Here is a 20,031-nt window from a genome sequence, read left to right as displayed (position 1 = left end):
GTATCCTACCAGTACGGATCAGTGACGGTGCAGTCCACTGATCCAGTCCCCGATTCGCGATCGACGACCCGAACGGCCGCGCTCGAGGTGGCCGGTCGGTGATCCGTCCGACGCCCCTCCACCTCGGACTCTGGGTGCGGATGGCGGTCGCCGGACTTCTCGTCGGAGCCGCACAGCTCGTGGTCCTCGCACTCGAGTTCGTCGTCGGCGGGTTCGTCGCGCTGTTTCTCCTCGTGGCGCTCGAGGATTTTCTCGCTTTTTTCTTCCTCGTCTCGCTACTGTTCGCTGGTGCGTTCATTTGTTGGCTCGGCATCGCGATCGTGATCCGACGCTACTATCCCGAACAGACCCTCTCGGATCGCATCGCTCACGACGGGACCGCCAACGCAGTCGAAGCCGTCGGTGAGACGCTGCTGTCCGCGGAGGCGATCGCGAACTGGCCGAAAATCCTCGGCCTGCTCGGCGGTGTGGCTCTCGGGACGTTCGTCGGGTTCGCAGTCACGGAGGCGGTCGCGTGGCGCTCGATCGTCGATCCGTTGTCCGCCGCCGCTGCGGTCGGCGTCCTCGTCGTCCTCGCACACGTGGCGTGGATCGCCTACTCCGAACGAACCGATGACGCCGCTGCGCTCCGCGATATCGAAGGCGTCGTCCGCGTCATCGATCGGCCCGACGAGGACCTCGAGGAACGCCGAACTGCCGTCCAACGCCGTGTCGACCGGCTCGCCAAGCAGGTCGATCTCCCCGCACCGACGGTCCGTCTTGGCGTTTCGTCGACGCCGACGGCAGCGACCGTCGGCTATCGGGCCGGATCGTCCACGATCGTCGTCTCCAAGGGCCTGCTCGAGGCCGTCGATGACCGCGAACTCGACGCCGTCCTCGCACACGAACTCGCCCACGCGAAAAACAGGGACGCGGCGGTGCTGACCGCGTTATCGGTGCCCGCAGCTTCCGCGGCCGCGCTCATCGAGCGCTACGATTTCCACCCGTTTGTGGCCGTCCCGTGTGGTATGGTCATCCTCCTCGTCCGGTGGTCCGTCGCCGTCGTCACCCGCTATCGGGAGTACGTCGCCGACCGCGGTGCCGTCGCGATCACCGGCGACCCCGCGGCGCTGGCAAGCGCCCTCGAGAAACTCGATTCCGCCCTCGAGGAACGGCCCTCGAACGATCTCCGCAAACACCGTTCGACGGCTGCGTTCTCGATCGTCCCGCCGCCGTGGGAGGAACACCGCTTTTTCGACCGTACGCGGCGGTTCCTCCACCGGCGGCTGTTCGGCACGCACCCGCCGACGGCGCGCCGGATCGAACGGCTTCGGTCCCAGCGCTGATCCGTATCGTCGATCAGGCGTCCATGACGACCTCGAGGTCGAACGCCTCGTCGGCGGGAGCCGAGCCGGGCTCGAGGTAGCCGACGGCGAAGGCGCTGTAAACGTTGCCGCCCTCCGGAGCGACGTCGAAGGTCGCGACCACGTCGCCGTCGTTGGTCTCCGTCGCCGGGCGGACCTCGAGGGTGTAGTCGCCGCCCGGCACTTCGGTCGCGGCCGCGTCGCCGAAGGCAGCGTCCTCGAACAGCACGGTCTCGCCGTCGCCGACGGTGACGTCGACTGCAGGGGCGTCCGGCGACGCGTGGACCAGCCGCACCCGCGCGTCGTCGCCGGGATCGCTGACGTCGTCTTCCAGAACTGCCGGCTCGAAGGGCTGGTTCTCGTCGGCGAGTTCGCCGAGCGCCGCGATCGTGAACGACCCCTCGGCGATCTCGAGTTCCTGATCGAAGACGACGGTGTCGGCGTCGCCGGCGGCCGTGATCATCACCTCGTAGGTGTCGGGTTCGAGGTCGAGGTAGTCGCTGACGGCCCGGTAGGGCACGTCCTCGAGGACGGCGTCGCCGTCGACGGAGACGTCGACGTTGGGGGCGTCGGGCGAGAGGTGCGCGACCCGGACGTTCGAGCCGGACGACTCCATGTCGTCCGACCCGGAGTCGTCGTCCATCCCGTCGTCTCCCATGCCGTTGCCCGAATCGTCGTCGCTCATCTCCTCGTCGTCCCCGTCGTCGCCGCCCATACAACCGGCCAGCGCGATGCCGCTCGCGGTTCCGATCAGTGTCAGTGCGCGTCGCCGTGTGTGGTTCCGTGCCATCATAACCCGTTATTTGACGGATAGGAAAGCCAAGATATCCTAACAGCGTAGGGGAATATTCACGGGAAACGATACTACGGGAAGCGAACCGGTATCCGACGGCCGAACGTTCCAGTTACTCGAGAGTCAATCGAACGAAACAGATCGAACGATCACTGGCCGGGAGCGGGCTCCGAGCCCCGCGAGGAGTCCGCGACTCGGGGGAGGGCAGGCCGCCGCCCGACACCGACCGCGAGCGAACCCGAAGGGTGAGCGAGCGGGCCGACGACTGATGTGAGTGACTGAAAGGAACGAACGGAAGGAGGAGTGCTTTTCATCGAAGCTAAGCGGGAGCGAAGCCCCCGCGAGGTCCGAGAGAGCGCTTCGCGCTCTCTCGAGATTTTGCCGAGGGCGCGGCTTCGCCGCGCCCGCAGAGCAAAAGTTCGGTGGCTAGTATTTCGGGTCGGCCCCGGTCGTCTCGTAGACCTTCTCCATGAGGTCGTCACGGCGGTCCTGCCAGCCCGCCAGCCCCTCGGGACTGGTCGGGTAGTTCTCGTAGTGCGAGAGGAGTTCGTCGGCCCGGCGCTTGGTCTTATAGAGGTTCCAGATCGTGCCCCAGTGGCCGCGGCTCTTGACCAGCGCCTCGAGTTTGAGTTTGAGCCCGATGTCGGTACTGCCCGAGTACAGCGCCTCGGCGAGTTTGTCGCCGGGCATGGCGGCGAGTAGACTCATCAGGTCGTCGACGTCGACGGCCGTCGAGAGGATGTTGTAGACGTCCAGCGCGGCGTAGCGCGCGCCGAAGTGGTCCATCACTTTTTGATTGTACTCCCAGAGGACGTCCTCGCCGAACTCGTCCGTCTCGAGGGCCTCGATGGCCCGCTCGGCGGCGTACTTGCCGCCGTAGGCGGCCCCGGCGATGCCGCCGCCGGTGGTGGGGTTGACGTGGCCGGCGGCGTCGCCGATGGCCATGTAGCCAGGATGCACGGCCGAATCGTAGGGTCGTCGGGTGGGCAGCGCCGCGCCGAGTTTGTCCTCGACCTCGGCACCCTCGAACTCGGGGCGGTTCTCGAGGTCGCGTTTGAGGTCGTCGACCAACTGCATCGGCTCCTCGGTCATCTGGAAGCCCAAGCCGGCGTTGATCTCGGTGTCGGTCCGCGGGAAATACCAGAGATAGCCCGCCGCGCGCTCGGTCGGCTTGAAGACCAGCGCGTCGTCCCACTCGACGGGCTCCTCGACTTCGACGATCTCGCGGTAGGCCGAACAGAAGTGGCTGTAGTCGACGTTGGTGTCGAACGTGGAGTCGGAGAAGTCGACGTGGTCTTGCAGCACCGACAGCGAGCCGGCGGCGTCGATGACGATGTCGGCCTCGTAGGTGACCGGGTCGCCCTTGCGGATCGCCTCGACGCCCGTGACGCGGCCGTCGTCGTTCTGGCGGACGTTCTGGACGACCGTATCGTAGCGAAACTCGACCCCCCTGTCCTCGGCCCCGTCGATGATCCGGCGGCCGTACTCCCAGCGGTCGATGACGGCCAGTTCGCCCGGTACCGGGATCTCGAGGACGGTATCCTCCTGTGGAATCTCGAACCGGCCGTGGTCGACGTCGGTGTTGGTAAAGGCCGGCTCGAGTTTGGACTTCGGGATGGCTTCGGGGAAGGCATCGGCACCCTTCAGGGCGTCGCCACAGGCGATGTGGCCCGCCTCTTCCTCGTCCTTTCGCTCGAGGATGACCACGTCGTAGCCCTCCCGTGCGATGGTCGCTGCCGCGTAACACCCTGACGTCCCGGCACCGACGACGACGGCGTCCGGCGACCGGGTCGTCGCCGCACCCGCGGCCGACTGCTCCTGCGTACTCATACCAACACTCTGGACACCGCGGTAAGAAAACGTTTTATGGTCGATCCGGCCCCGAGACGGGGCACCTCCCGCCCCGGGACCCGGCAGTCCCTAGAACGGGTAGTGGATCGCCTGCGAGGCGACAATCAGCCACGTGATCAAAAGGGCATTGACGAACGCACCGGTCCAGATCCGGCCGGTCCGGTGGAAGAAGTAGGTCGAGACCACCGCGATGACCGGTAGCAAGGCGAGGAACTGGAAGGCGATGATCGTCTGCAGTGCCGTGATCGGGACCGCGAGCGCACCTGTTGCAAACAGCGTGCCGTACTGGATCACGAGCAAGAGTGCGAACCCGCCAGTCAGGATGACCGCGTTCGTCGCCATCGCCCGCGGGAGCGACCGCGTCGTCTCCGGCGTCCGGAGTCGGCCGTGCAACAGGACCCCGAGCGCGACGAAGAAGGCGAGGAAGGCCGGGAGATAGGTCACGAAGATCCGGGCGTGGAGAGTCGACATGAGCTTCAGTCCGAGGACCCAGGCGCGGAAGTCGGTCATGAAGACCGTGTCGACGATCCACAGCAGCACGTAGAGGCCCCCGACCACGCCGACTGCGACCGCGAGCGATTTCGCGATGGTCGCCGCGCCGTCACCGATATCGAGCCCGTATCGCTCGTCGCCGAGCGACCGACCGCTATTGCGGTGCCACAGCCCGAACAGGCCGGCGATGACGACGACGTTCGCGAGCGCCCAGAGGACGATGCCGTTCGTCTCTCCCTGTGGCGTAATAGCCGTCACCGGCATTGCCTGACTGCCAACGAGCATCGTCGGGTAGTAGAGAACGACCGGAACCACGGCCGCGAGCAGGGCCGCGACGTACCAGCCGCGGTCGCGCTCGGTGACCGCGTCGGGCACCGTCCGCGTCGCGTCGGCCAACGGCTCCCGACTGGTCAGCACGGCGCCGGCGGGCACCAAGAAGAGGAACCCGCCAAGCAGTGCGATCGCCGTGCCGATCTCCTTCCAGTACCAGACGTGATCGCCCGGCTCCTCATCGGCTCCCTCGAGGGTTCGTTGTGTCCAGCCGACGGTGTCGGAGACGGCACTCGGCGTGTGGTGTGCGCCGGGGTGTGTCGTCCGCGGCGTGTACAGCGCCCGCGCCGTGCCGTCGTCGACCGAGCCGTAGACCTCCCCCTCGTTGATCCCGTCGTCGGTGCCGAAGACGGACTGCAGTTTCTCGCTTTGCGGCGTCGCCGGCCCGGTCGCGGACCCCCACATCAGCCAGTGGAACTCGTCGTAGTCCGCGAAGACGACCCCAAGGTTCCGCGGGAACGTCTCGTTGCCCTCGGGCGCGCCCGCCGAGCCCGTCGACGAGCCGACAAGGACGACCGATTCGTAGCTGTCCGGATGCTCCGCGGCTGCCGAGACCGCCGCCCAGCCGCCCATCGAATGGCCCTCGAGGCCGATGTTGTCCTCGTCGACCAGTTCGTGATCGGCGAGGTACTCGAGCGCCGGCGGGCCGCCCCAACCGTTCGAAAAGGCCGGCGGATCGGAGTAGCCGTGGCCCGGCTGGTCGATCGCGAGGACGACGTGGCCGCGCCGGGCGTACTCGATCGCGAAGCTCGATTGGGTTTCCTTGGAGTTGATATAGCCATGAATCGCGAGAACGCCGGGCGCGGGGTCGTCCGCACTAACCCCGTCGGGGACGTAGAGATAACCGTCGATCGTCCCCCCGTCGTCGGTCTCGATCTCGACGCGTTCGACGTCGATATCGCCGCCTGCCGTTTGCCCCCACTGTGCCAGCGCGCTCCCGCTGAAGACGAGCAGTAGCGAGAGTGCGAGCAGTCCCACCTGTTTGCGTGTCAGTGACATCGCAGACGACCATCGTTAATTGTTATAAATAAAAACTACGATTATAAATAACGATAGAATCGGTGTGTTGAGCCGGCTGTGCGGGGCTGAAAGCTCCGAAACGGTTCCGGGAGGATCGGCTCCCCACCGGATCGCACAGAGTGTCACGATAGCTGGGAATAAAGAGTTTTAGTGAGGTCCGCCGTATCGAGCCGTATGACCGAGTATACCATCGAGTTCGTCGGAACGGGTGAGACGATCACCTGTACCGACAAAGAGACCATCCTGAGCCGGTGTCTCGAGGAGGGCATCGCCCAGGAATACTCCTGCCGGGTGGGGATGTGTCTGGCGTGTTCGGCCGAGATCGTCGCGGGCGAGGTCACCCAGCCCGCTGCCCGCGGACTCACCGAGGAAGAAGCCGAGAACTACGCGCTGACCTGTATGGCCCGGCCGCAGTCGGACCTGAAACTCGACCGCGGGAAGTATCCGCCGAGCATCGAGGGCGACCTCGAGGCCGTCTCGAGCGACGGCGCGGTTGCCGACGACTGACCGGTTAGTCCGCGACGGCGCAGTTGTTCGGTCCCAACTCGAGTTCGAACGCCGTTTCGTCGTCGATCGCCTCGTGCCCGAGGTTCGCCGCCACGATGCGCTCGTGGTTGGACGGCCGCGGCGGGAGGTCGCTCGTCGCGTGGGCCAGGAACTCCCGATCGTTCATCGAGAGCGCCTCGAGGCGATCGCGGAGGTCGCCGAGCCGGGCGGCGTAGGTCCCATCCGCGCTCGACTCGGCGGCGTCGCCGTAGTGGCCCGGCGCGATCGTCGTGTCGTCGGGGAACGCGAGGACGCGGTTTTGAAGCGTCTCGTACAACGCCTCGGCAGCGGCGGCTGCGCCCTCGTCGCCGCGTTCGAGGTCCGGTCGGCCAACCCCTTCGAGGAAGAGCGTATCGCCGGTAAACAGGGGCCCGCCGCCGTCACCCTCGAGCCGGACGGAGACGGACTCGCTCGTGTGTCCGGGCGTGGCCGCGACGGTCAGTGTCGCGTCGCCGACCCGCAGTTCCTCCCCATCAGTGACGGTCACGGCCTCGAACGCCAGCCCGCGGTCGGTCGCGCCCGCGGGAACGACGGCCGTCGCATCGGTTCGGTCCGCGAGCGTCCGGACGCCGCTGACGTGGTCGGCGTGGACGTGCGTGTCGATGGCGTACTCGAGGGTCGCGCCCCGGTCGTCGGCGTCGGCGGTGTACCGGTCGGCAAAGGCCCGAAGCGGGTCGATCACCGCGGCTTCGCCGTCGCTGTAGATCGCGTAGGCGAGACAGCCGCTCGAGGGGCGGTCGTACTGGACGACCGTCGCGGGCGCGTCGACCGGCAGTTCGCGAGCGACGTACAGGTCGGCCCAAGCGTCCATCCCGCCGGCGAGGTTGGCGGCGTCGATCCCCGCGTCCCGGAGGAGGGAAACGGCGTGGGCGCTCGCTTCGCCGTGTCCACAGACCGCCAGGATCGGCTCCTTGAGGTCGGCCGCGAGGTCGGTCACCCCGCCGGTCGCCTGTGCCTGGATGAACTTCATGTGCGGGATCTGGACGGCCTCGACCCCCTCGCCCGCGAGGTGCCAGCGCTCGAACTCGTCGCGGTCACGGACGTCGAGGACGGTCAGTTCCGACCCGGTTCGTAGCCGCTCGGCCAGCGCCACTGGCGTGATCGAGGGGACGTCGGCCGGTCCGTCGGCGTCGCTCCGGTCGGTCATGGGTTCGGATACGTCCCCGTCGCTGGTAAACCCGCCGGCGGACACCGCTGGCTAACGTTCAACACCCTGGCCGGTGTCGGGCCGGTATGGACGCCGACGAATTCGAGGCCGCGGTCGCGGAGTCGATGGCAACCGAACTCGAGCGGCTCGGCTCGTCGAAACGCCTCGTCGCGCTGACCGACGCGGACCTGACCGAAGAACGGGTCCTCCGGACCGCTGCGGACAGCGAGCGCGTCGCCGCGGCGACCCTCGCCGAGTGGACTGACGACGAGGACCACGCCGAGGCGACCGATATCTTCGCCGAGTTCCGAACGCAGGAGCGAGACCACTGCGACCGCATTACGGACTTGCTCGAGGACGAGTACGAAGGCGACGCCGAGAGCGTCGACCCGATGCACGCCGAACTTCGCTCGCTCGAGTCGACGGCGGCCCGGCTGGGCGGGCTCGTCGGGCGAGCGCTGGTCGGGGATCGGACCCACCTGCAGGTAGTGAGTTTCTTCGTCAACGAGGGCGACGAGTCGCGAGCCGATCTGTTCCGGGAACTGCGCAGCGAGACGGTCGCGCAGGGCGAGCGGGTAGCCGCGTTGCTCACCGAGGCCTGTACGGACGACGCCGACTGGAACGAGGCTCGAGACGCGGCCGAGGCGGTGATCGGGGCCGCGTACGATGCATACGCGGGTTCGCTGGACGAGTTGGGGATCGACCCGAAACCAATTTGCTGAGGCAGGGGCAGTGATTAAGTCTGACGGCGTACTTTCCTCAGGCCAAGCATCGTATCTGTGAGCGATCATCGAGAGCGAGTGATTTTAGAGGTCTCATCCTCACATGTCGAGGTCTTTGGTTATAATTTATAAATTATTAAACCACACACAACTATTCCACTCCAAAAAATTTATTTCTGACTAACCCTTATGGGATATATGGCCAGTTCAACAGGGATTATACTCCTGTCTATATATTTGATTCAATTTCTAATCGCTATATTCGTATACGTGGACATGTGTCGCTTTGACCTTGATGAATTTCAGCGATATGACCTAGCCATTCTCATTCCTCTTGGTGGTCTTTTGTTATTCCCCTATTATATATTTAAAAGAAATGGTTTTGAGAAAAGTAAATCTACCCAAGTCTCATATGCTAGGATCAAATCAATACTAGTGTCTACGAGAGCAAAATTGTTTGCTCTCACCCTTATAACTGGAGTTCCTTTTAAAGCAGCTGGATCTCAAGCACCAGGGTCGAAATCTCAACTTGTCCTTCTTGTGATCAGTGGAATCGGTGCGTTCCTTCTTTTTAGAATATTACGCCAGTATCATACTGCATAAATACCTTAATTTCCTACCTGATGCGCACTCACACGTCCAGCACTCAGGAACGGTCTAGTTCTGCACATTCTCGATTGATACCTTCCCAACGAGAGTTTAGTGCGGTCTCTGGCGGTTATAGTAGCGCATAAATTGTCTAAGTAACCCGCGGACACTCGATCAACTTCCCACCCACAAGTTATGAAAGCGGTCAATCCGCATGAAGGTGTGAAACCACTTTTCGATCAAGCAACACTCGATATAGCTGACCTGACTGCTCAGTCCTACTCAAGAGAGGCAGTCCAATAGTCGAATTGGTCAACGAGAAACATAGTCTCAGAAAGATCATGTTTCTCCTTGAGTTGATGCAGAAACGCAGCTGCTGGATCGGTACCATGCCGACCAAACAGTCGAAGGTGAGAATCAACCTTGTCTCGATGTCTATTGCAGCATACAACCGAAGCCATTCGCCATTAATTTTGACAGGGGTTTCGTCAACTGCGACCTTGACGACTTCGCCGTCGGCGGGTCGCAACCGCTGTCAGCCAGACGATGGACTCCATTCCAAATCGCTCCATGCGAGCCTTCAACACCGAATTCGGATAAAATCGTTGTTATTTCATTAAGGGAACAACTAGTTTCGTGGAAGTGAATGGGAACGTCCATTGAGGCGTTCACCGTCCGCTCGGTTTCCCACGATTCTTCTAAATCCGCCGAATAACTCCCGCTGATCAGGTTTAAGAGCATCCTTGGACAAGAAATTCAGCGGCCTGCTCACTTCTCAACCTGAACCAACTAGACAGTGCCGTGTTATAGAATCTACCACAATTCCTTCCACTCCTCTATGAAGCAATCGGCGGCGCATCCGGCAAGATTCGTGCAACCGGGAATATTAACGTCATCGAGTACCGCTGAAACACCGTCAGCGGAGGAAACGCCGAAGCACACAATCAGCCAACAGGCCACGGCGACTGGCGGGGCGGGGCTTCCGATCGTACACAATCCACAGTTCTTTACCTGGTTTAGACAGTAAAGTACGTCAAGGGCAATGTCATCGCCACAGCCGCCACATCCACCCACAGATGCAACCTGTACTCCACCAGACCCGTCAGCACTGCGTCCAGTCCCATAACGTTCTCTTTCTATAATCTCGGCGGTGGGGGCGGACCCCGAGGCTTTGGACAGTGTGCCACGTGCTTTCTCCACATTACTGTCCGAAATTTGAGCACGGATAACAGTCATCACGCGCTCGTCGCTGTTTATGTGTGTGACGTCGATCTCGTCTGTTTCCGGAGTCACACTCACATGAACGTCGTCGGTACGGAGGTCCGATGCACCGATAGAAACGAGATAGCGGTGCATTTCTTCGTCCGTCGTGGTTCGTTGGAACAGGGGCTCGGGATCGTCAACCGTCGCCTGCAACCGAGCGTGGGTTCCCTTGGGCCAATCGGCGTCGAGCGCAGGAACCCGCTCTTCGAAGTAGAACGCCGCCGTTCGTCCGTTCTCCGAGTCAGTGACGACCAGCGATCCGTAGTTCGCCGGAATCAAAACGATTACCGACCCGTTCTCCAGCACTATGGTGTCGTCCGACTGTAGCTCCAGTCCTGGAATTTCCTTCATGATCGACTCAACTTCCGTTCTCGCCAGCAACGAGTCGATATCGACTGTCGCGTTATTCGCTGATGCGGTGCTTACGCCAACGAGTCCGGTAGCCGATGCTGTACCGAACGCCGCGGTGCTTTTTAGTATTCTTCTTCTATTTATTCTATTATCCTTAGACATCAATTTTTATTTTACTCTTAACTATAATAAATCTTTTCATGTATCAGATAGAGGGACCGGCGGGAGCAGTCGATCCGTGTTGAAAACCGTTTAAAACCACTTTTAGACGTGGCTTCGAACCTGTTGTTGAAACGTGGAGAACAAGAAAAGTCAGATATCTACCAGCGGCAGCGAGAAACTGAGTAGTTTGTGTAATATTTAGTCTATATAAAATCCATATTTCTCGATGAAGGGCAACCAGTCAGGATTTTTAATGGACATGTGATGGAAGCAGAACTCGACCATGTGATCGAAAAGATGTAGAAGGTGAACGGGATCGTTCGGACATCTTTGTCGCAATTCTTACTTACAGTTCACGGTCCTGAAATATGAGTATAGACAGCTAGAAGTGGTGAAGATGGACCTTCCTCCCTTTGATCCGCTCTGCGGTCTAACGGCTCGCGGTCCCCATCACTCGACGAAGTCAATGTCCTCGCCGTCCGCGGGCTCGGGCTGGACCGGCTCCTCGCCGTCCGGTCGGCCGTAGATCTGGGGCGACTGGACGCCCGTGACGACGATCATGGTGCGCATGCTGCCCTCGAGGCTCTCGTCGATCGAGGTCCCCCAGATGATGCGTGCGTCGGGGTCGATACGGTCGTAAATCTCCTCGACGACGCCTTCTGCCTCCTCGATGGCCATGTCGTTGCCGCCGGTGACGTTGACCAGCGCGGAACTCGCGCCGGAGATGTCGACGTCGAGCAGTGGCGAGCGCAAGGCGGTCTTGACCGAGTCCTCGGCCTTGGCCTCGGAGTCGGCCTCGCCGAGGCCGATCATGGCGACGCCGCCCCGTTCCATGACGGTGCGAACGTCGGCGAAGTCGAGGTTGACGAGGCCGGGTTTCGTGATCAGTTCCGTGATCCCCTTTACCGAGCGCATCAGCACCTCGTCGGAAACTTTGAACGCCTGTCGGACGGGGAGTTTACCGACGGAGTCGAGCAGGCGGTCGTTGGGGACGACGATCACGGTGTCGGAGACGTCTCGCAGGCGCTCGAGGCCGGCCTCGGCGTTGGTTCGCCGGACCTCCCCCTCCGCGGTAAAGGGCGTCGTGACGATCGAGATCGTCAGCGCGCCGGCCTCGCGGGCGGCCTTGGCGACGACGGGTGCGGAACCGGTCCCGGTACCGCCGCCCAGTCCAGCCGTAACGAAGACCATGTCCGAGCCGTCGATGGCCTCGTAGATGTCCTCTTGACTCTCGAGGGCGGCCTCCTCGCCGACCTGGGGCAGGGAACCGGCCCCGCGGCCGCCGGTCTTGTCCTCGCCCATGAGGATCTTGGTGTCGGCCTCGATTTCGACCAGGTGTTGGACGTCGGTGTTGGCCGCGACGAGTTTCGCGCCGTGGATCCCCTCCTCGTGCATGCGGTTGATGGTGTTCCCGCCGGCACCGCCACAGCCGACGACGGTGATGTCGGTCTGGAGATCCTGGAGAACGTCCTCGAGTTCGTCGTCGGTCATCGTCCCGGTCTGTCGGCCGTCCGACCCAGTGTTGTCGGCCGACTGTCCGCCCTGTGGCGTCTCGTCGGGGACCGCGGCCTCCCCGTCTTCGGCCTCGTCGATTGCGTCGTCGATGAGAGAGTCCATTCTTGGCCCTGTCTAAAAGATGGAGCATAATTACCTTTCCCCTACACGTCAGCCGCCTGTCTGACGCGGTAATCGATTCATACGTGTCGAACGCAGGACACCACGAAAGCCGCGACAGGAGGGGTATAGGTATCTATTACTGTCGAGTTCCCGTTCAGTCAGATCGGAAACCGTCGCGTACGCTCTGTCAGAACCCTCTCGGGACTGACCGTTTCGCCGTCGACGGTCACCGGCTCGCCGTCGGCGAGCGCGCCGAACTTCGGCCCTTCGGGAACGCCAGCCTCGCGTGCTAACTTCGGATCGAAGGCCGTCTCCTCGGCGACGACGGCCCCGGCCTCGAGCCGGACGGCGTCGAACTTCGTCTCGAGGACCGCGGCCAGGTCGTCGACGATCGCCCGCCGCGGATCGCTCGTGTCGGCGTCGCGTTCGTCCCCGACAGCGCCGTCACGGTCGTCCGCGGCATCGCCCGCGCTCGCGGGAATCGCTGCCCGCGAGCCGACGCGCGTTCCGCCGTTGTCCGTCGTGAAGGCGACGGTGTGGTTCTCGACGATCGTCCGGACCCGGTCGGGGTCGATCCCCTGTGCGGTTTCGACGAGATCGGCCGGGAGGTCGACGACGCGAATCTCGTCCGCGCGACAGTCGCCGAAGCGAACGCCGTCGGCGATCGGGCCGAGGTCGGCTTCGATCCGATCGACCAGTTCGAGCGGCCGGCCGTCGACCTCCTGCAGCCACGTCTCGCCGACGAGCCGGCAGTCGAGGTCGGCGAGGGTCTCCTCGAGGACCGGCCACTCGCCGTCCAGCAGCGCGATCTCGGCGTCGCTGGCGTCGAACGCGCGCTCGAGGACGTCGCGGTGGGCCGTCGGATGACCCATCGCCTCGAGGGCCCAGTCGGGGGCGACGTGGCCGACAGCCCAGTCGGTCTCGCGGACGATCCGTTCGAACCGCGGGGCGTAGTGGTTGCCGCCGAAGCCGACGACCTGTCTGGAGCGATGCGGGTCGACGTCCCGAAGCGCGAGGATGGCGCGGGCGACGGCCTCGGCACCGGCGGGGTCGTCCCACTGCTCGTCGCCGCTGCCGAGTTCGGCAAAGAGCGACGGACAGCCAACGTCGGTGGGGCCGTGGTGGGTCCCTTCCATGCCGACCTCGTACTCCTCGGGCGCGTACTCGTCGAAGGCCTCGAGCAGGCGGGCCAGCGCGTTCGGGGCGGCGTCGGCCAGCGCGTCGGGCTCGCCGCCGAACTCGGCGGGACCGAAGTTGCCCGTGAAGTGGCCGGTCAGTAGCGGACCCGTGTCGCCGGAGTGTCTCGAGGCGAACACGAGCAGGTCGGGGTCGCAGTCGAAGGCCTCGGCGGGGGCCTCGAGTTCGATGTGGAGGTCGTCGAACGAGCGGAGTTCGGCCCCCTCGGTCCGGTAGTACGTACCGCCGCCGTCTTCGGCCGGCCGGGCGTCGTCCTCGCGTCGCTCCCAGTCGGCGTTCTCGCGGAGGAACTCGCAGACGTGTTCCGAAGCGCGGTCGGCGCGGCTCTCGACGATCGCGAGCGTCGTCATACCCTCCCGTCGGTGGGTGACCCCGTTAACCTCGCCGGTTCGGACCTATCGGTGAGGGTGCGTCCCGCTTGACTCTTAAAAGCTCGCAGCAAACGCCGCCAGTAGCTTTTCATCAATGGGTATGAATGGCACGAAACACTGTGAGCAGGGAGCAATGAGTGACGATTCGCCCGACGAAGTGGCGTCGGGGGACGAGACCGATTGCGCCGCGACACGGAGGGACCGACGGATCGCCGACCGACTCGGGATCCACGACCTGAGCGCGGTCGTCAGCGACGCTTCCATGGCGGTCCTCGACAGCGAGGGGCGGTTCACGACGTGGAACGACGGCGCGCGAACGCTCCTCGGATACGACGCGGACGCGGCCGTCGGCTCGCGGTACCGCCGCCTCTTTCCGGCGGCCGAACGCGAGGCGGGCGACCCGGAGCGACTGCTCGAGGCCGCGCGCTCGAGCGGAACGGTCGAGTCCGAAGGGTGGCGCGTCACGAGCGATGGGGGCCGGGTGTGGGTCCGCGAGGTGCTGGCGACGGTCGAGGGCGACGACGTCGGCGTCGCGGTAGGGGCGGCGACCGAGCCGGCCGGCTACGTCTGGGTCGTCCACGACCGCACCGACGACCACGAGCGCGAACGGCGGCCTCGAGAGGAGAAACACGTCGTTGAACGAGTTGTCGAGGCCCAGCCGGACATCGTCTACGCGTTCGACACCGAGAGGGAGTTCATCGAGTGGAGCGATCGCGTGCCGGACGTGACCGGCTACACCGAGTCGGAACTGCTCGAAATGGACCCCCTCGAGTTCGTCGCGCCGGCGGATCGGGACCGGATCGCGGCGTCGATCGATCGCGTCCTCGAACACGAGACGTCCGTCACCGTCGAAGCCGCTCTCCTCACCGCGGACGGCGAGCGGATCCCCTACGAGTTCAACAGCGCCCGTGTCACCGACGACGAGGGTACCGCCTTAGGCTTTACCGGCATCGGTCGCGACATCAGCGACCGCAAGGCCCGCGAGCGCGAACTCCGCGAGGAGAAGGCCTTCACCGAGAGCGTCCTCGAGGCCCAGCCGGACATCCTCTATGCCTTCGACACCGAGGGGAACCTGATCGAGTGGAACGACCAGTTCCAGCACGTGACCGGCTACGTGTCGGCCGATCTCGTCGGCATGCATCCGCTCCGATTCATCGCGCCGAAAGACCGGGACCACATCGGGGCGGCGATCGATCGCATCCTCGAGGCCGGCGAGCGCGTGACCGCCGAGGGGCGGCTCCTCACCGCGGACGGCGAGCAGATCCCCTACGAGTTCAACAGCGCCCGCATCACCGATGACGACGGCACCGTGTTGGGCTTTACCGGCGTCGGCCGCGACATCAGCGACCGCAAGGCCCGCGAGCGCGAACTCGAGCGTCTCGAGCGGCTCAATGCGATCGTCCGGACGATCGACGAGACGATGGTCGCCGCCGAGACACGCGACGAGATCGAGCGGGCGATCGTCGAGGCGTTCGCGGCCGCCGACGCCTACCGGTTCGCCGTCATCGGTCGGGCGGACCCCGGTGGGACGGACGGCTACGCCTGGACGCCCGAAACGGGGGCGGGGATCGACCCGACGGCCGACGCGGACCTCCTCTCGTCGTTCGTCGATCCCCCGGCCGAGGCCGACGGCTCGCCGGCGCTCGAGAGTCGGAGCGTCCAGCGCTACCGGGCCCTCCCCGAAAGCGATATCGTGGCGTGGCGAACCCACGCGGCGGCCCGCGAGTACGCGTCGGTCGCGGTCGTCCCCATCGTCGCGAGCGATCGCCCCCTCGGCGCGCTCGTGATCGCCGCCCGCGAACCGTCGGCGTTCGCCGACCGCGAGCGGGAGGTGTTACAGGAGTTCGGCGGCACCATCGGGCACGCGATCAACGCGATGGCGGTCCGCCGACTCCTCTATCTCGACACCGTCGTCGAACTCGAACTCGAGTCGACCGACCGCGGGGACGTCTGTATCGATCTCTCGTGGGTGGCGGGCTGCGATCTCTCGATCGACCACGTGTTGCCGCTGACCGACGAGGTGTTCGTCTACTATCTCACCGTGTCAGGCATCGAACCCGACACGCTCCGATCGGCGGCGACCGAGGCGGCCGCGATCACGGAGCTGCGTCTCATCGACGCCGACGCCGACGAGAGCTACTGGGAGATCGTCGTCCGAGGCTCGACGATCACCGAGCTACTCGGGGAGTACGGGGCCCGCCTCGAGTCGAAGGTCGTCCGGGACGGCACGGCCGAGTTAACCGTCCAGACCAGCCCCGACTCGGATCTCCGGGAACTCGTCGGGGCGATCACCTCGGCCTACCCCGACACCCGGCTCGTCTCGAAGCGGACCGTCGATCGGCCGGTCCGGACCCGCGGGGACTTCCGGCGGACCGTCGAGTCGGCACTGACCGAGAAACAGCGCCTCGCCCTCGAGGCGGCCTATCACGGCGGCTACTTCGAGTGGCCGACGCGAAACAGCGACGCTTCGGAGGTCGCCGACCGGCTCGACATCGCCCGCCAGACCTTCCACCAGCACCTCCGGGTCGCACAGGCGAAACTGCTCTCGGCGTACTTCGGCGACGACGACTGAGCCGATGGCACCACCGAGCGATACCAGAGTATGCTGGTACAGTTCTTTCCACCGCTCGCTGTCTCTATCCGCCAATGAGTTTCCCCCCGTCCCTCGAGCTGACGACGACCGCGGCGGACGTCCTCGCGGACCCGCACCGGCGGGCCCTCCTCGCCGTGTTGCGCGACCGCGAGGGGCAAACCCCGACGGCCGCCACAGCGACGGGACCCGCCATGCCGATCGCCGACCTCGCGACCGAAGTCGCGGCCGTGGAACGGGGCACCCCGATCGTTCCCGACGCCCACTGCGAGCGCCTCCACATCGAACTGATTCACCGGCACGTCCCGCGGCTGGTCGACCGCGGTGTTCTGTCCCGGGACGCCGACGGCGACGACCCGGCGGTCTCGCTCACCGCCCACCCGATCCTCGATCTCGAGTGGGTCGAGAGCCTCCTCAAGGATCCGACCGGGGACGACGTCCCCGTCGCCGCGGAGACGCTGACTCGGACCCTCGAGGCGCTCCGGGAGCCGCGGCGTCTGATCGTCTGTACCGAACTCGCGAGTCGGGGCGGATCGATCGCCGTCGACGACCTCGCCGCCGGCGTCCTCGTCCGGGAGGGCGAGGCGGACCGTCCCGCCGACGTGGTCGGCTCGCAGCGGACGGCCGTGGCGATGGAGCTGGCCCACAAACACCTCCCCGCGCTCGCGGCTGCGGGGCTCGTGGCCCACGACGACGAGTCGGGACGGGCCGCGCTCGAGACCGACGCGCCACACTGGGACGTCGACTGGCTCGCCGACGGGCCGCTCGCCGAAGCCGCCGCGCTCGTTCGGTCCGACTCGACGCGACGAGCGCGACCCGAGAGCGAGCCGTCGGTCCCGGCGCAGCCGATCGCTCGGGACTCGGACGAGAGCGGACGGACGGGGACGGATGTCGAGAGCTGCTGGACGCTCGAGGGCGAGGCGAACGTCGCCGAGCGGGGCGACGAGATCGCCGCCGGGGCCGACGAGGAACTGTTCGTGATGGCGCCCAGCGCCGTGTTACTCGGATCGACCTGCCTCGAGAACCTGCGGGATGCCGCCGACCGTGGAGTCGACGTCTACGTGGCGTCGCGGTCGCCCCGCGTTCGCGACACGGTCCGGGCGGCGGTACCGACCGCGACGGTCTGTGAACCGCGGTTCGACTGGTTCAGTTTCCCGGTGGACGCGCCACAGTGCGGATACGTCCTCCTCGCGGACCGCGAGGCGGCCATGCTCGTGACGGCCGAGCGCGACGTGGGCGACGAGTCAGTACGAGCGGGCGCGATCACCGGCGAAGGCCGCGAGAATGCGCTCGTGTCGGTCGTCCGCACCCAGCTCGGACCACGGCTGGACCGGCTGCCGACCGCCGGCGACGAAACCGACGGGACGCCCCTGCCAATGTGACGGCTCAGACGGTTTGCTGTAACTGACGGACAGTAGACCGTATCAAAGGACCAGAAAGGCCATGAAGCCGGCGTAGCCGACGACGAGAGCCGCGCCGTCGAGTCGCGTGAGCCGCCGGCCGTAGCTCATCATGCCGACCAGCACGAGCGTGAAGGCGACCATGACCGGGAGTTCGAACCGAAGCGTCGCTGGCTGGATCTCGATCGGCGTGATCAGTGCCACGACCCCGAGTACCGCGAGGACGTTGTAGATGTTCGAGCCGACGACGTTCCCGACCGCGAACTCCGTCTCGCCGCGGACGGCACCCACGACCGAGGCCGCCAGTTCGGGCAACGACGTCCCCAGGGCCAGCACCGTCAGCCCGATGATGAGGTCCGGGACGCCGAGCGCCGACAACAGCCCCGTCCCGCCGGCGACGAGCCACCGCGAGCCGACCACCAGCGCGATCAGGCCGGCGACGACGAGCCCGATATCGCGGATCGAGACGCCCGCGCCGGCGTCCGGATCGTCGGCCACCGACGGCGGATCCGCGTTCACGTAGTAGAGGAGAAAGGCCGTGAATCCGGCCAACACCAGCAGGAAGATCGCGCCCTCGAGGCGACCGATCCGCCCGTTTGCCCCCAGCCCGACCAGGAGCAGGGCAGCAAGCACCATCGTGGGGACGTGCCGGCGGAGGACCCGATCGCCGATCGGGAGCGGTTTGATCAACGCCGATACCCCCAGCACGAGCCCGATGTTCGCGATGTTCGAGCCGACGACCGTTCCCAGCCCCACGTCGCTCGAGACGTTCAGCGCGCCGATAGTCGAGACGAACAGTTCGGGCGCGGTCGTCGCGAAGGCGATGACGGTCACGCCGACGGTCGTCGCCCGCAGCCCGATCCCGAGCGCCAGCCGCCCCGCCCCCGAGACCAGTAGCTCGGCACCGCCATACAGCGCGACGATACCGGCCGCCAACAGGAGGAGATACAACGGCGTTCCCGAAAGCATGGCGGCGGCTACTCACGAGGGGCCTAAAAGCGACGCGAAACAGCTCGTCGCCGCGTCGGCACCGATCGCTCACACGCGATTTTCTGCGCTGCGGTGGCGCACGCTGAACTGTGCCGAACGGAAGTGAGGGACAGTTCGAACCCGTGCGAGGGATGAGCGAAGGAACGGAGTGACTGAGCGTTAGCGCGGAACCGGAAGTTCCGCGAACCATGCGAACGGGCCGAAGGCCCGTGAGCAGAAATCGGCTGGGGAGGGCGTGGCCACTCCCTGCAGCCATGATAGCAGGACGCTTGTCGCAGTCGCTGTCGGAAATCCATACTACCCATCGAACAGCCAGTAACAGAAGCAAAGCGAGCCACGAGTCCCTGCCGGAGCCGGACCCATTATAGGCCCGCCGTGCCGACTACCGGGAAACGATGGCAATGGACGTGTACGGGCTCCTCGGCAACCCGGTGGGACACTCCCTGTCCCCGCCGATGCACGAGGCGGCCTACGACGAACTCGGCCTCGAGGCCCGCTACGTGACCTTCGAACCGGATCAGGACGCCCTCGCGGCCGCGATCGACGGCGCCGACGCCCTCGGGATCGCGGGGCTGAACGTGACGATCCCGTTCAAACAGGAGGCGCTCGAGATCGTCGCGCCGGAGGACTTAGCGACCCGAATCGGCGCGGTCAACACGATCGACTTCTCCGGCTCGGGGCCGCCGACGGGCTACAACACCGACGCCGTCGGCGCGTTACGCGCGCTCCGGGACCACGACGTCGCCCTCGAGGACGCGCGGGCGGTCGTCGTCGGGGCCGGCGGGGCCGGGCGGGCGGTCGCGTTCGGGCTGGCCGACGCCGGCGCGACGGTCGCGATCGCCAACCGTACCGAGCCCAAGGCCCGCCAGCTGGCCGAGGCGGTCCCCCGGGCGAGCGGCCACGGGCTGGCGGACGTCGAGCGGCTGCTGGCCGAGGCCGACGTGCTGGTCAACGCCACCAGCGTCGGGATGGAGGAGGACGCGACGCCGGTACCGGCCGACGCGCTCCACGGCGATCTGGCCGTCCTCGACGCGGTGTATCAGCCCCTCGAGACGCGACTGCTGCGCGACGCGGCCGAAGCGGGGGCCACGACGGTCGACGGCGCGTGGATGCTGCTGTATCAGGGCGTCGAGGCGTTCGAGATCTGGACCGGCCGGGACGCGCCGGTCGAAGCGATGAACGAGGCACTGCGCTCGCGGCTGTAACCCAGCGCCAGCACCGCGGGACCGACAGTATCAGGCGAATTTAAGTGTTGGAA

At 65.3% G+C, this 20,031-nt stretch carries 15 protein-coding genes and 1 pseudogene; 7 read left to right on the top strand and 9 right to left on the bottom strand.

Going from position 1 to position 20,031, the window contains the following annotated elements; translation table 11 throughout:
• The first annotated feature begins 98 nt into the window (after positions 1-98).
• Positions 99-1,325: a M48 family metallopeptidase gene (locus ACERIM_RS13275; RefSeq protein ID WP_373633048.1), complete on the top strand. Its 1,227-nt coding sequence runs from the start codon at positions 99-101 to the stop codon at positions 1,323-1,325.
• Positions 1,326-1,338: 13 nt separating this feature from the next.
• Here ACERIM_RS13275 and ACERIM_RS13270 read toward each other — a convergent pair whose 3' ends face one another.
• The 3 genes from ACERIM_RS13270 to ACERIM_RS13260 all read right to left on the bottom strand — a co-directional run bounded on the left by ACERIM_RS13270 (position 1,339) and on the right by ACERIM_RS13260 (position 5,808).
• Positions 1,339-2,133 (bottom strand): DUF4397 domain-containing protein, encoded by a 795-nt coding sequence (locus tag ACERIM_RS13270; RefSeq protein ID WP_373633046.1) that lies wholly within the window; start codon positions 2,131-2,133, stop codon positions 1,339-1,341.
• Positions 2,134-2,562: 429 nt separating this feature from the next.
• Positions 2,563-3,966, bottom strand: coding sequence for a geranylgeranyl reductase family protein (locus ACERIM_RS13265; RefSeq protein WP_373633044.1), 1,404 nt, complete (start codon positions 3,964-3,966; stop codon positions 2,563-2,565).
• Between the two features lie 90 nt (positions 3,967-4,056).
• Entirely contained in the window at positions 4,057-5,808 is a 1,752-nt protein-coding gene (locus tag ACERIM_RS13260; RefSeq protein WP_373633043.1) for an alpha/beta fold hydrolase, read from the bottom strand.
• 195 nt (positions 5,809-6,003) lie between these two features.
• On the opposite strand from ACERIM_RS13260, the gene ACERIM_RS13255 reads away from it, so the two are divergent.
• Positions 6,004-6,336 carry a 2Fe-2S iron-sulfur cluster-binding protein gene (locus ACERIM_RS13255; RefSeq protein ID WP_049964979.1) on the top strand — a complete coding sequence of 111 codons (333 nt, stop codon included), beginning with the start codon at positions 6,004-6,006 and terminating at the stop codon, positions 6,334-6,336.
• Between the two features lie 4 nt (positions 6,337-6,340).
• Here the strand turns inward: ACERIM_RS13255 and ACERIM_RS13250 are convergent, their stop codons facing one another.
• Positions 6,341-7,522: an MBL fold metallo-hydrolase gene (locus tag ACERIM_RS13250; protein WP_373633041.1), complete on the bottom strand. Its 1,182-nt coding sequence runs from the start codon at positions 7,520-7,522 to the stop codon at positions 6,341-6,343.
• A gap of 86 nt (positions 7,523-7,608) precedes the next feature.
• Between ACERIM_RS13250 and ACERIM_RS13245 the strand changes: the two genes are divergently transcribed.
• Together ACERIM_RS13245 and ACERIM_RS13240 are read left to right on the top strand one after the other, a co-directional pair.
• On the top strand, positions 7,609-8,244 hold the full coding sequence (locus ACERIM_RS13245) for a rubrerythrin family protein (protein WP_373633039.1): 636 nt from the start codon (positions 7,609-7,611) through the stop codon (positions 8,242-8,244).
• A gap of 198 nt (positions 8,245-8,442) precedes the next feature.
• Positions 8,443-8,847: a hypothetical protein gene (locus tag ACERIM_RS13240; RefSeq protein WP_136396861.1), complete on the top strand. Its 405-nt coding sequence runs from the start codon at positions 8,443-8,445 to the stop codon at positions 8,845-8,847.
• 96 nt (positions 8,848-8,943) lie between these two features.
• Here the strand turns inward: ACERIM_RS13240 and ACERIM_RS13235 are convergent.
• From ACERIM_RS13235 to ACERIM_RS13220, 4 genes and pseudogenes are all read right to left on the bottom strand, one after another.
• Positions 8,944-9,573 (bottom strand): annotated as a pseudogene (locus ACERIM_RS13235) (DDE-type integrase/transposase/recombinase).
• 72 nt (positions 9,574-9,645) lie between these two features.
• Complete coding sequence (locus tag ACERIM_RS13230; RefSeq protein WP_373633037.1) at positions 9,646-10,608, bottom strand: hypothetical protein; 963 nt, start codon at positions 10,606-10,608, stop codon at positions 9,646-9,648.
• 450 nt (positions 10,609-11,058) lie between these two features.
• The gene (gene ftsZ, locus ACERIM_RS13225) at positions 11,059-12,225 is read right to left on the bottom strand and encodes a cell division protein FtsZ (protein ID WP_373633035.1); all 1,167 of its coding nucleotides are present in this window, start codon (positions 12,223-12,225) and stop codon (positions 11,059-11,061) included.
• A gap of 158 nt (positions 12,226-12,383) precedes the next feature.
• A complete protein-coding gene (locus tag ACERIM_RS13220; protein WP_373633033.1) occupies positions 12,384-13,772 on the bottom strand; it encodes a D-aminoacyl-tRNA deacylase in 1,389 nt (462 codons plus the stop codon).
• A gap of 154 nt (positions 13,773-13,926) precedes the next feature.
• On the opposite strand from ACERIM_RS13220, the gene ACERIM_RS13215 reads away from it, so the two are divergent.
• Together ACERIM_RS13215 and ACERIM_RS13210 are read left to right on the top strand one after the other, a co-directional pair.
• Positions 13,927-16,365 (top strand): PAS domain S-box protein, encoded by a 2,439-nt coding sequence (locus tag ACERIM_RS13215; RefSeq protein ID WP_373633031.1) that lies wholly within the window; start codon positions 13,927-13,929, stop codon positions 16,363-16,365.
• 74 nt (positions 16,366-16,439) lie between these two features.
• Positions 16,440-17,765 (top strand): hypothetical protein, encoded by a 1,326-nt coding sequence (locus ACERIM_RS13210; protein WP_373633029.1) that lies wholly within the window; start codon positions 16,440-16,442, stop codon positions 17,763-17,765.
• A 42-nt stretch (positions 17,766-17,807) separates the two neighbouring features.
• Here ACERIM_RS13210 and ACERIM_RS13205 read toward each other — a convergent pair whose 3' ends face one another.
• On the bottom strand, positions 17,808-18,752 hold the full coding sequence (locus ACERIM_RS13205; protein WP_373633028.1) for a calcium/sodium antiporter: 945 nt from the start codon (positions 18,750-18,752) through the stop codon (positions 17,808-17,810).
• Positions 18,753-19,174: 422 nt separating this feature from the next.
• On the opposite strand from ACERIM_RS13205, the gene ACERIM_RS13200 reads away from it, so the two are divergent.
• Complete coding sequence (locus ACERIM_RS13200; protein WP_373633090.1) at positions 19,175-19,978, top strand: shikimate dehydrogenase; 804 nt, start codon at positions 19,175-19,177, stop codon at positions 19,976-19,978.
• The last annotated feature ends 53 nt before the right edge of the window (positions 19,979-20,031 follow it).

The organism is Natrinema sp. H-ect1 (assembly GCF_041821105.1).
Classification (GTDB): domain Archaea; phylum Halobacteriota; class Halobacteria; order Halobacteriales; family Natrialbaceae; genus Natrinema; species Natrinema thermotolerans.
The sequence above is the reverse complement of the archived record's forward strand: the minus strand, read 5'-3'. Positions and strand labels throughout refer to the sequence as shown.

Excerpts from the sequence above, each read along its gene's own strand:
- ACERIM_RS13220 (WP_373633033.1), bottom strand. The coding sequence starts at position 13,772 with ATGACGACGCTCGCGATCGTCGAGAGCCGCGCCGACCGCGCTTCGGAA.
- ACERIM_RS13250 (WP_373633041.1), bottom strand. The coding sequence starts at position 7,522 with ATGACCGACCGGAGCGACGCCGACGGACCGGCCGACGTCCCCTCGATC.
- ACERIM_RS13205 (WP_373633028.1), bottom strand. The coding sequence starts at position 18,752 with ATGCTTTCGGGAACGCCGTTGTATCTCCTCCTGTTGGCGGCCGGTATC.
- ACERIM_RS13265 (WP_373633044.1), bottom strand. The coding sequence starts at position 3,966 with ATGAGTACGCAGGAGCAGTCGGCCGCGGGTGCGGCGACGACCCGGTCG.
- ACERIM_RS13215 (WP_373633031.1), top strand. The coding sequence starts at position 13,927 with ATGAGTGACGATTCGCCCGACGAAGTGGCGTCGGGGGACGAGACCGAT.
- ACERIM_RS13255 (WP_049964979.1), top strand. The coding sequence starts at position 6,004 with ATGACCGAGTATACCATCGAGTTCGTCGGAACGGGTGAGACGATCACC.
- ACERIM_RS13200 (WP_373633090.1), top strand. The coding sequence starts at position 19,175 with ATGGACGTGTACGGGCTCCTCGGCAACCCGGTGGGACACTCCCTGTCC.
- ACERIM_RS13210 (WP_373633029.1), top strand. The coding sequence starts at position 16,440 with ATGAGTTTCCCCCCGTCCCTCGAGCTGACGACGACCGCGGCGGACGTC.
- ACERIM_RS13245 (WP_373633039.1), top strand. The coding sequence starts at position 7,609 with ATGGACGCCGACGAATTCGAGGCCGCGGTCGCGGAGTCGATGGCAACC.
- ftsZ (WP_373633035.1), bottom strand. The coding sequence starts at position 12,225 with ATGGACTCTCTCATCGACGACGCAATCGACGAGGCCGAAGACGGGGAG.
- ACERIM_RS13260 (WP_373633043.1), bottom strand. The coding sequence starts at position 5,808 with ATGTCACTGACACGCAAACAGGTGGGACTGCTCGCACTCTCGCTACTG.
- ACERIM_RS13230 (WP_373633037.1), bottom strand. The coding sequence starts at position 10,608 with ATGTCTAAGGATAATAGAATAAATAGAAGAAGAATACTAAAAAGCACC.
- ACERIM_RS13270 (WP_373633046.1), bottom strand. The coding sequence starts at position 2,133 with ATGGCACGGAACCACACACGGCGACGCGCACTGACACTGATCGGAACC.
- ACERIM_RS13240 (WP_136396861.1), top strand. The coding sequence starts at position 8,443 with ATGGCCAGTTCAACAGGGATTATACTCCTGTCTATATATTTGATTCAA.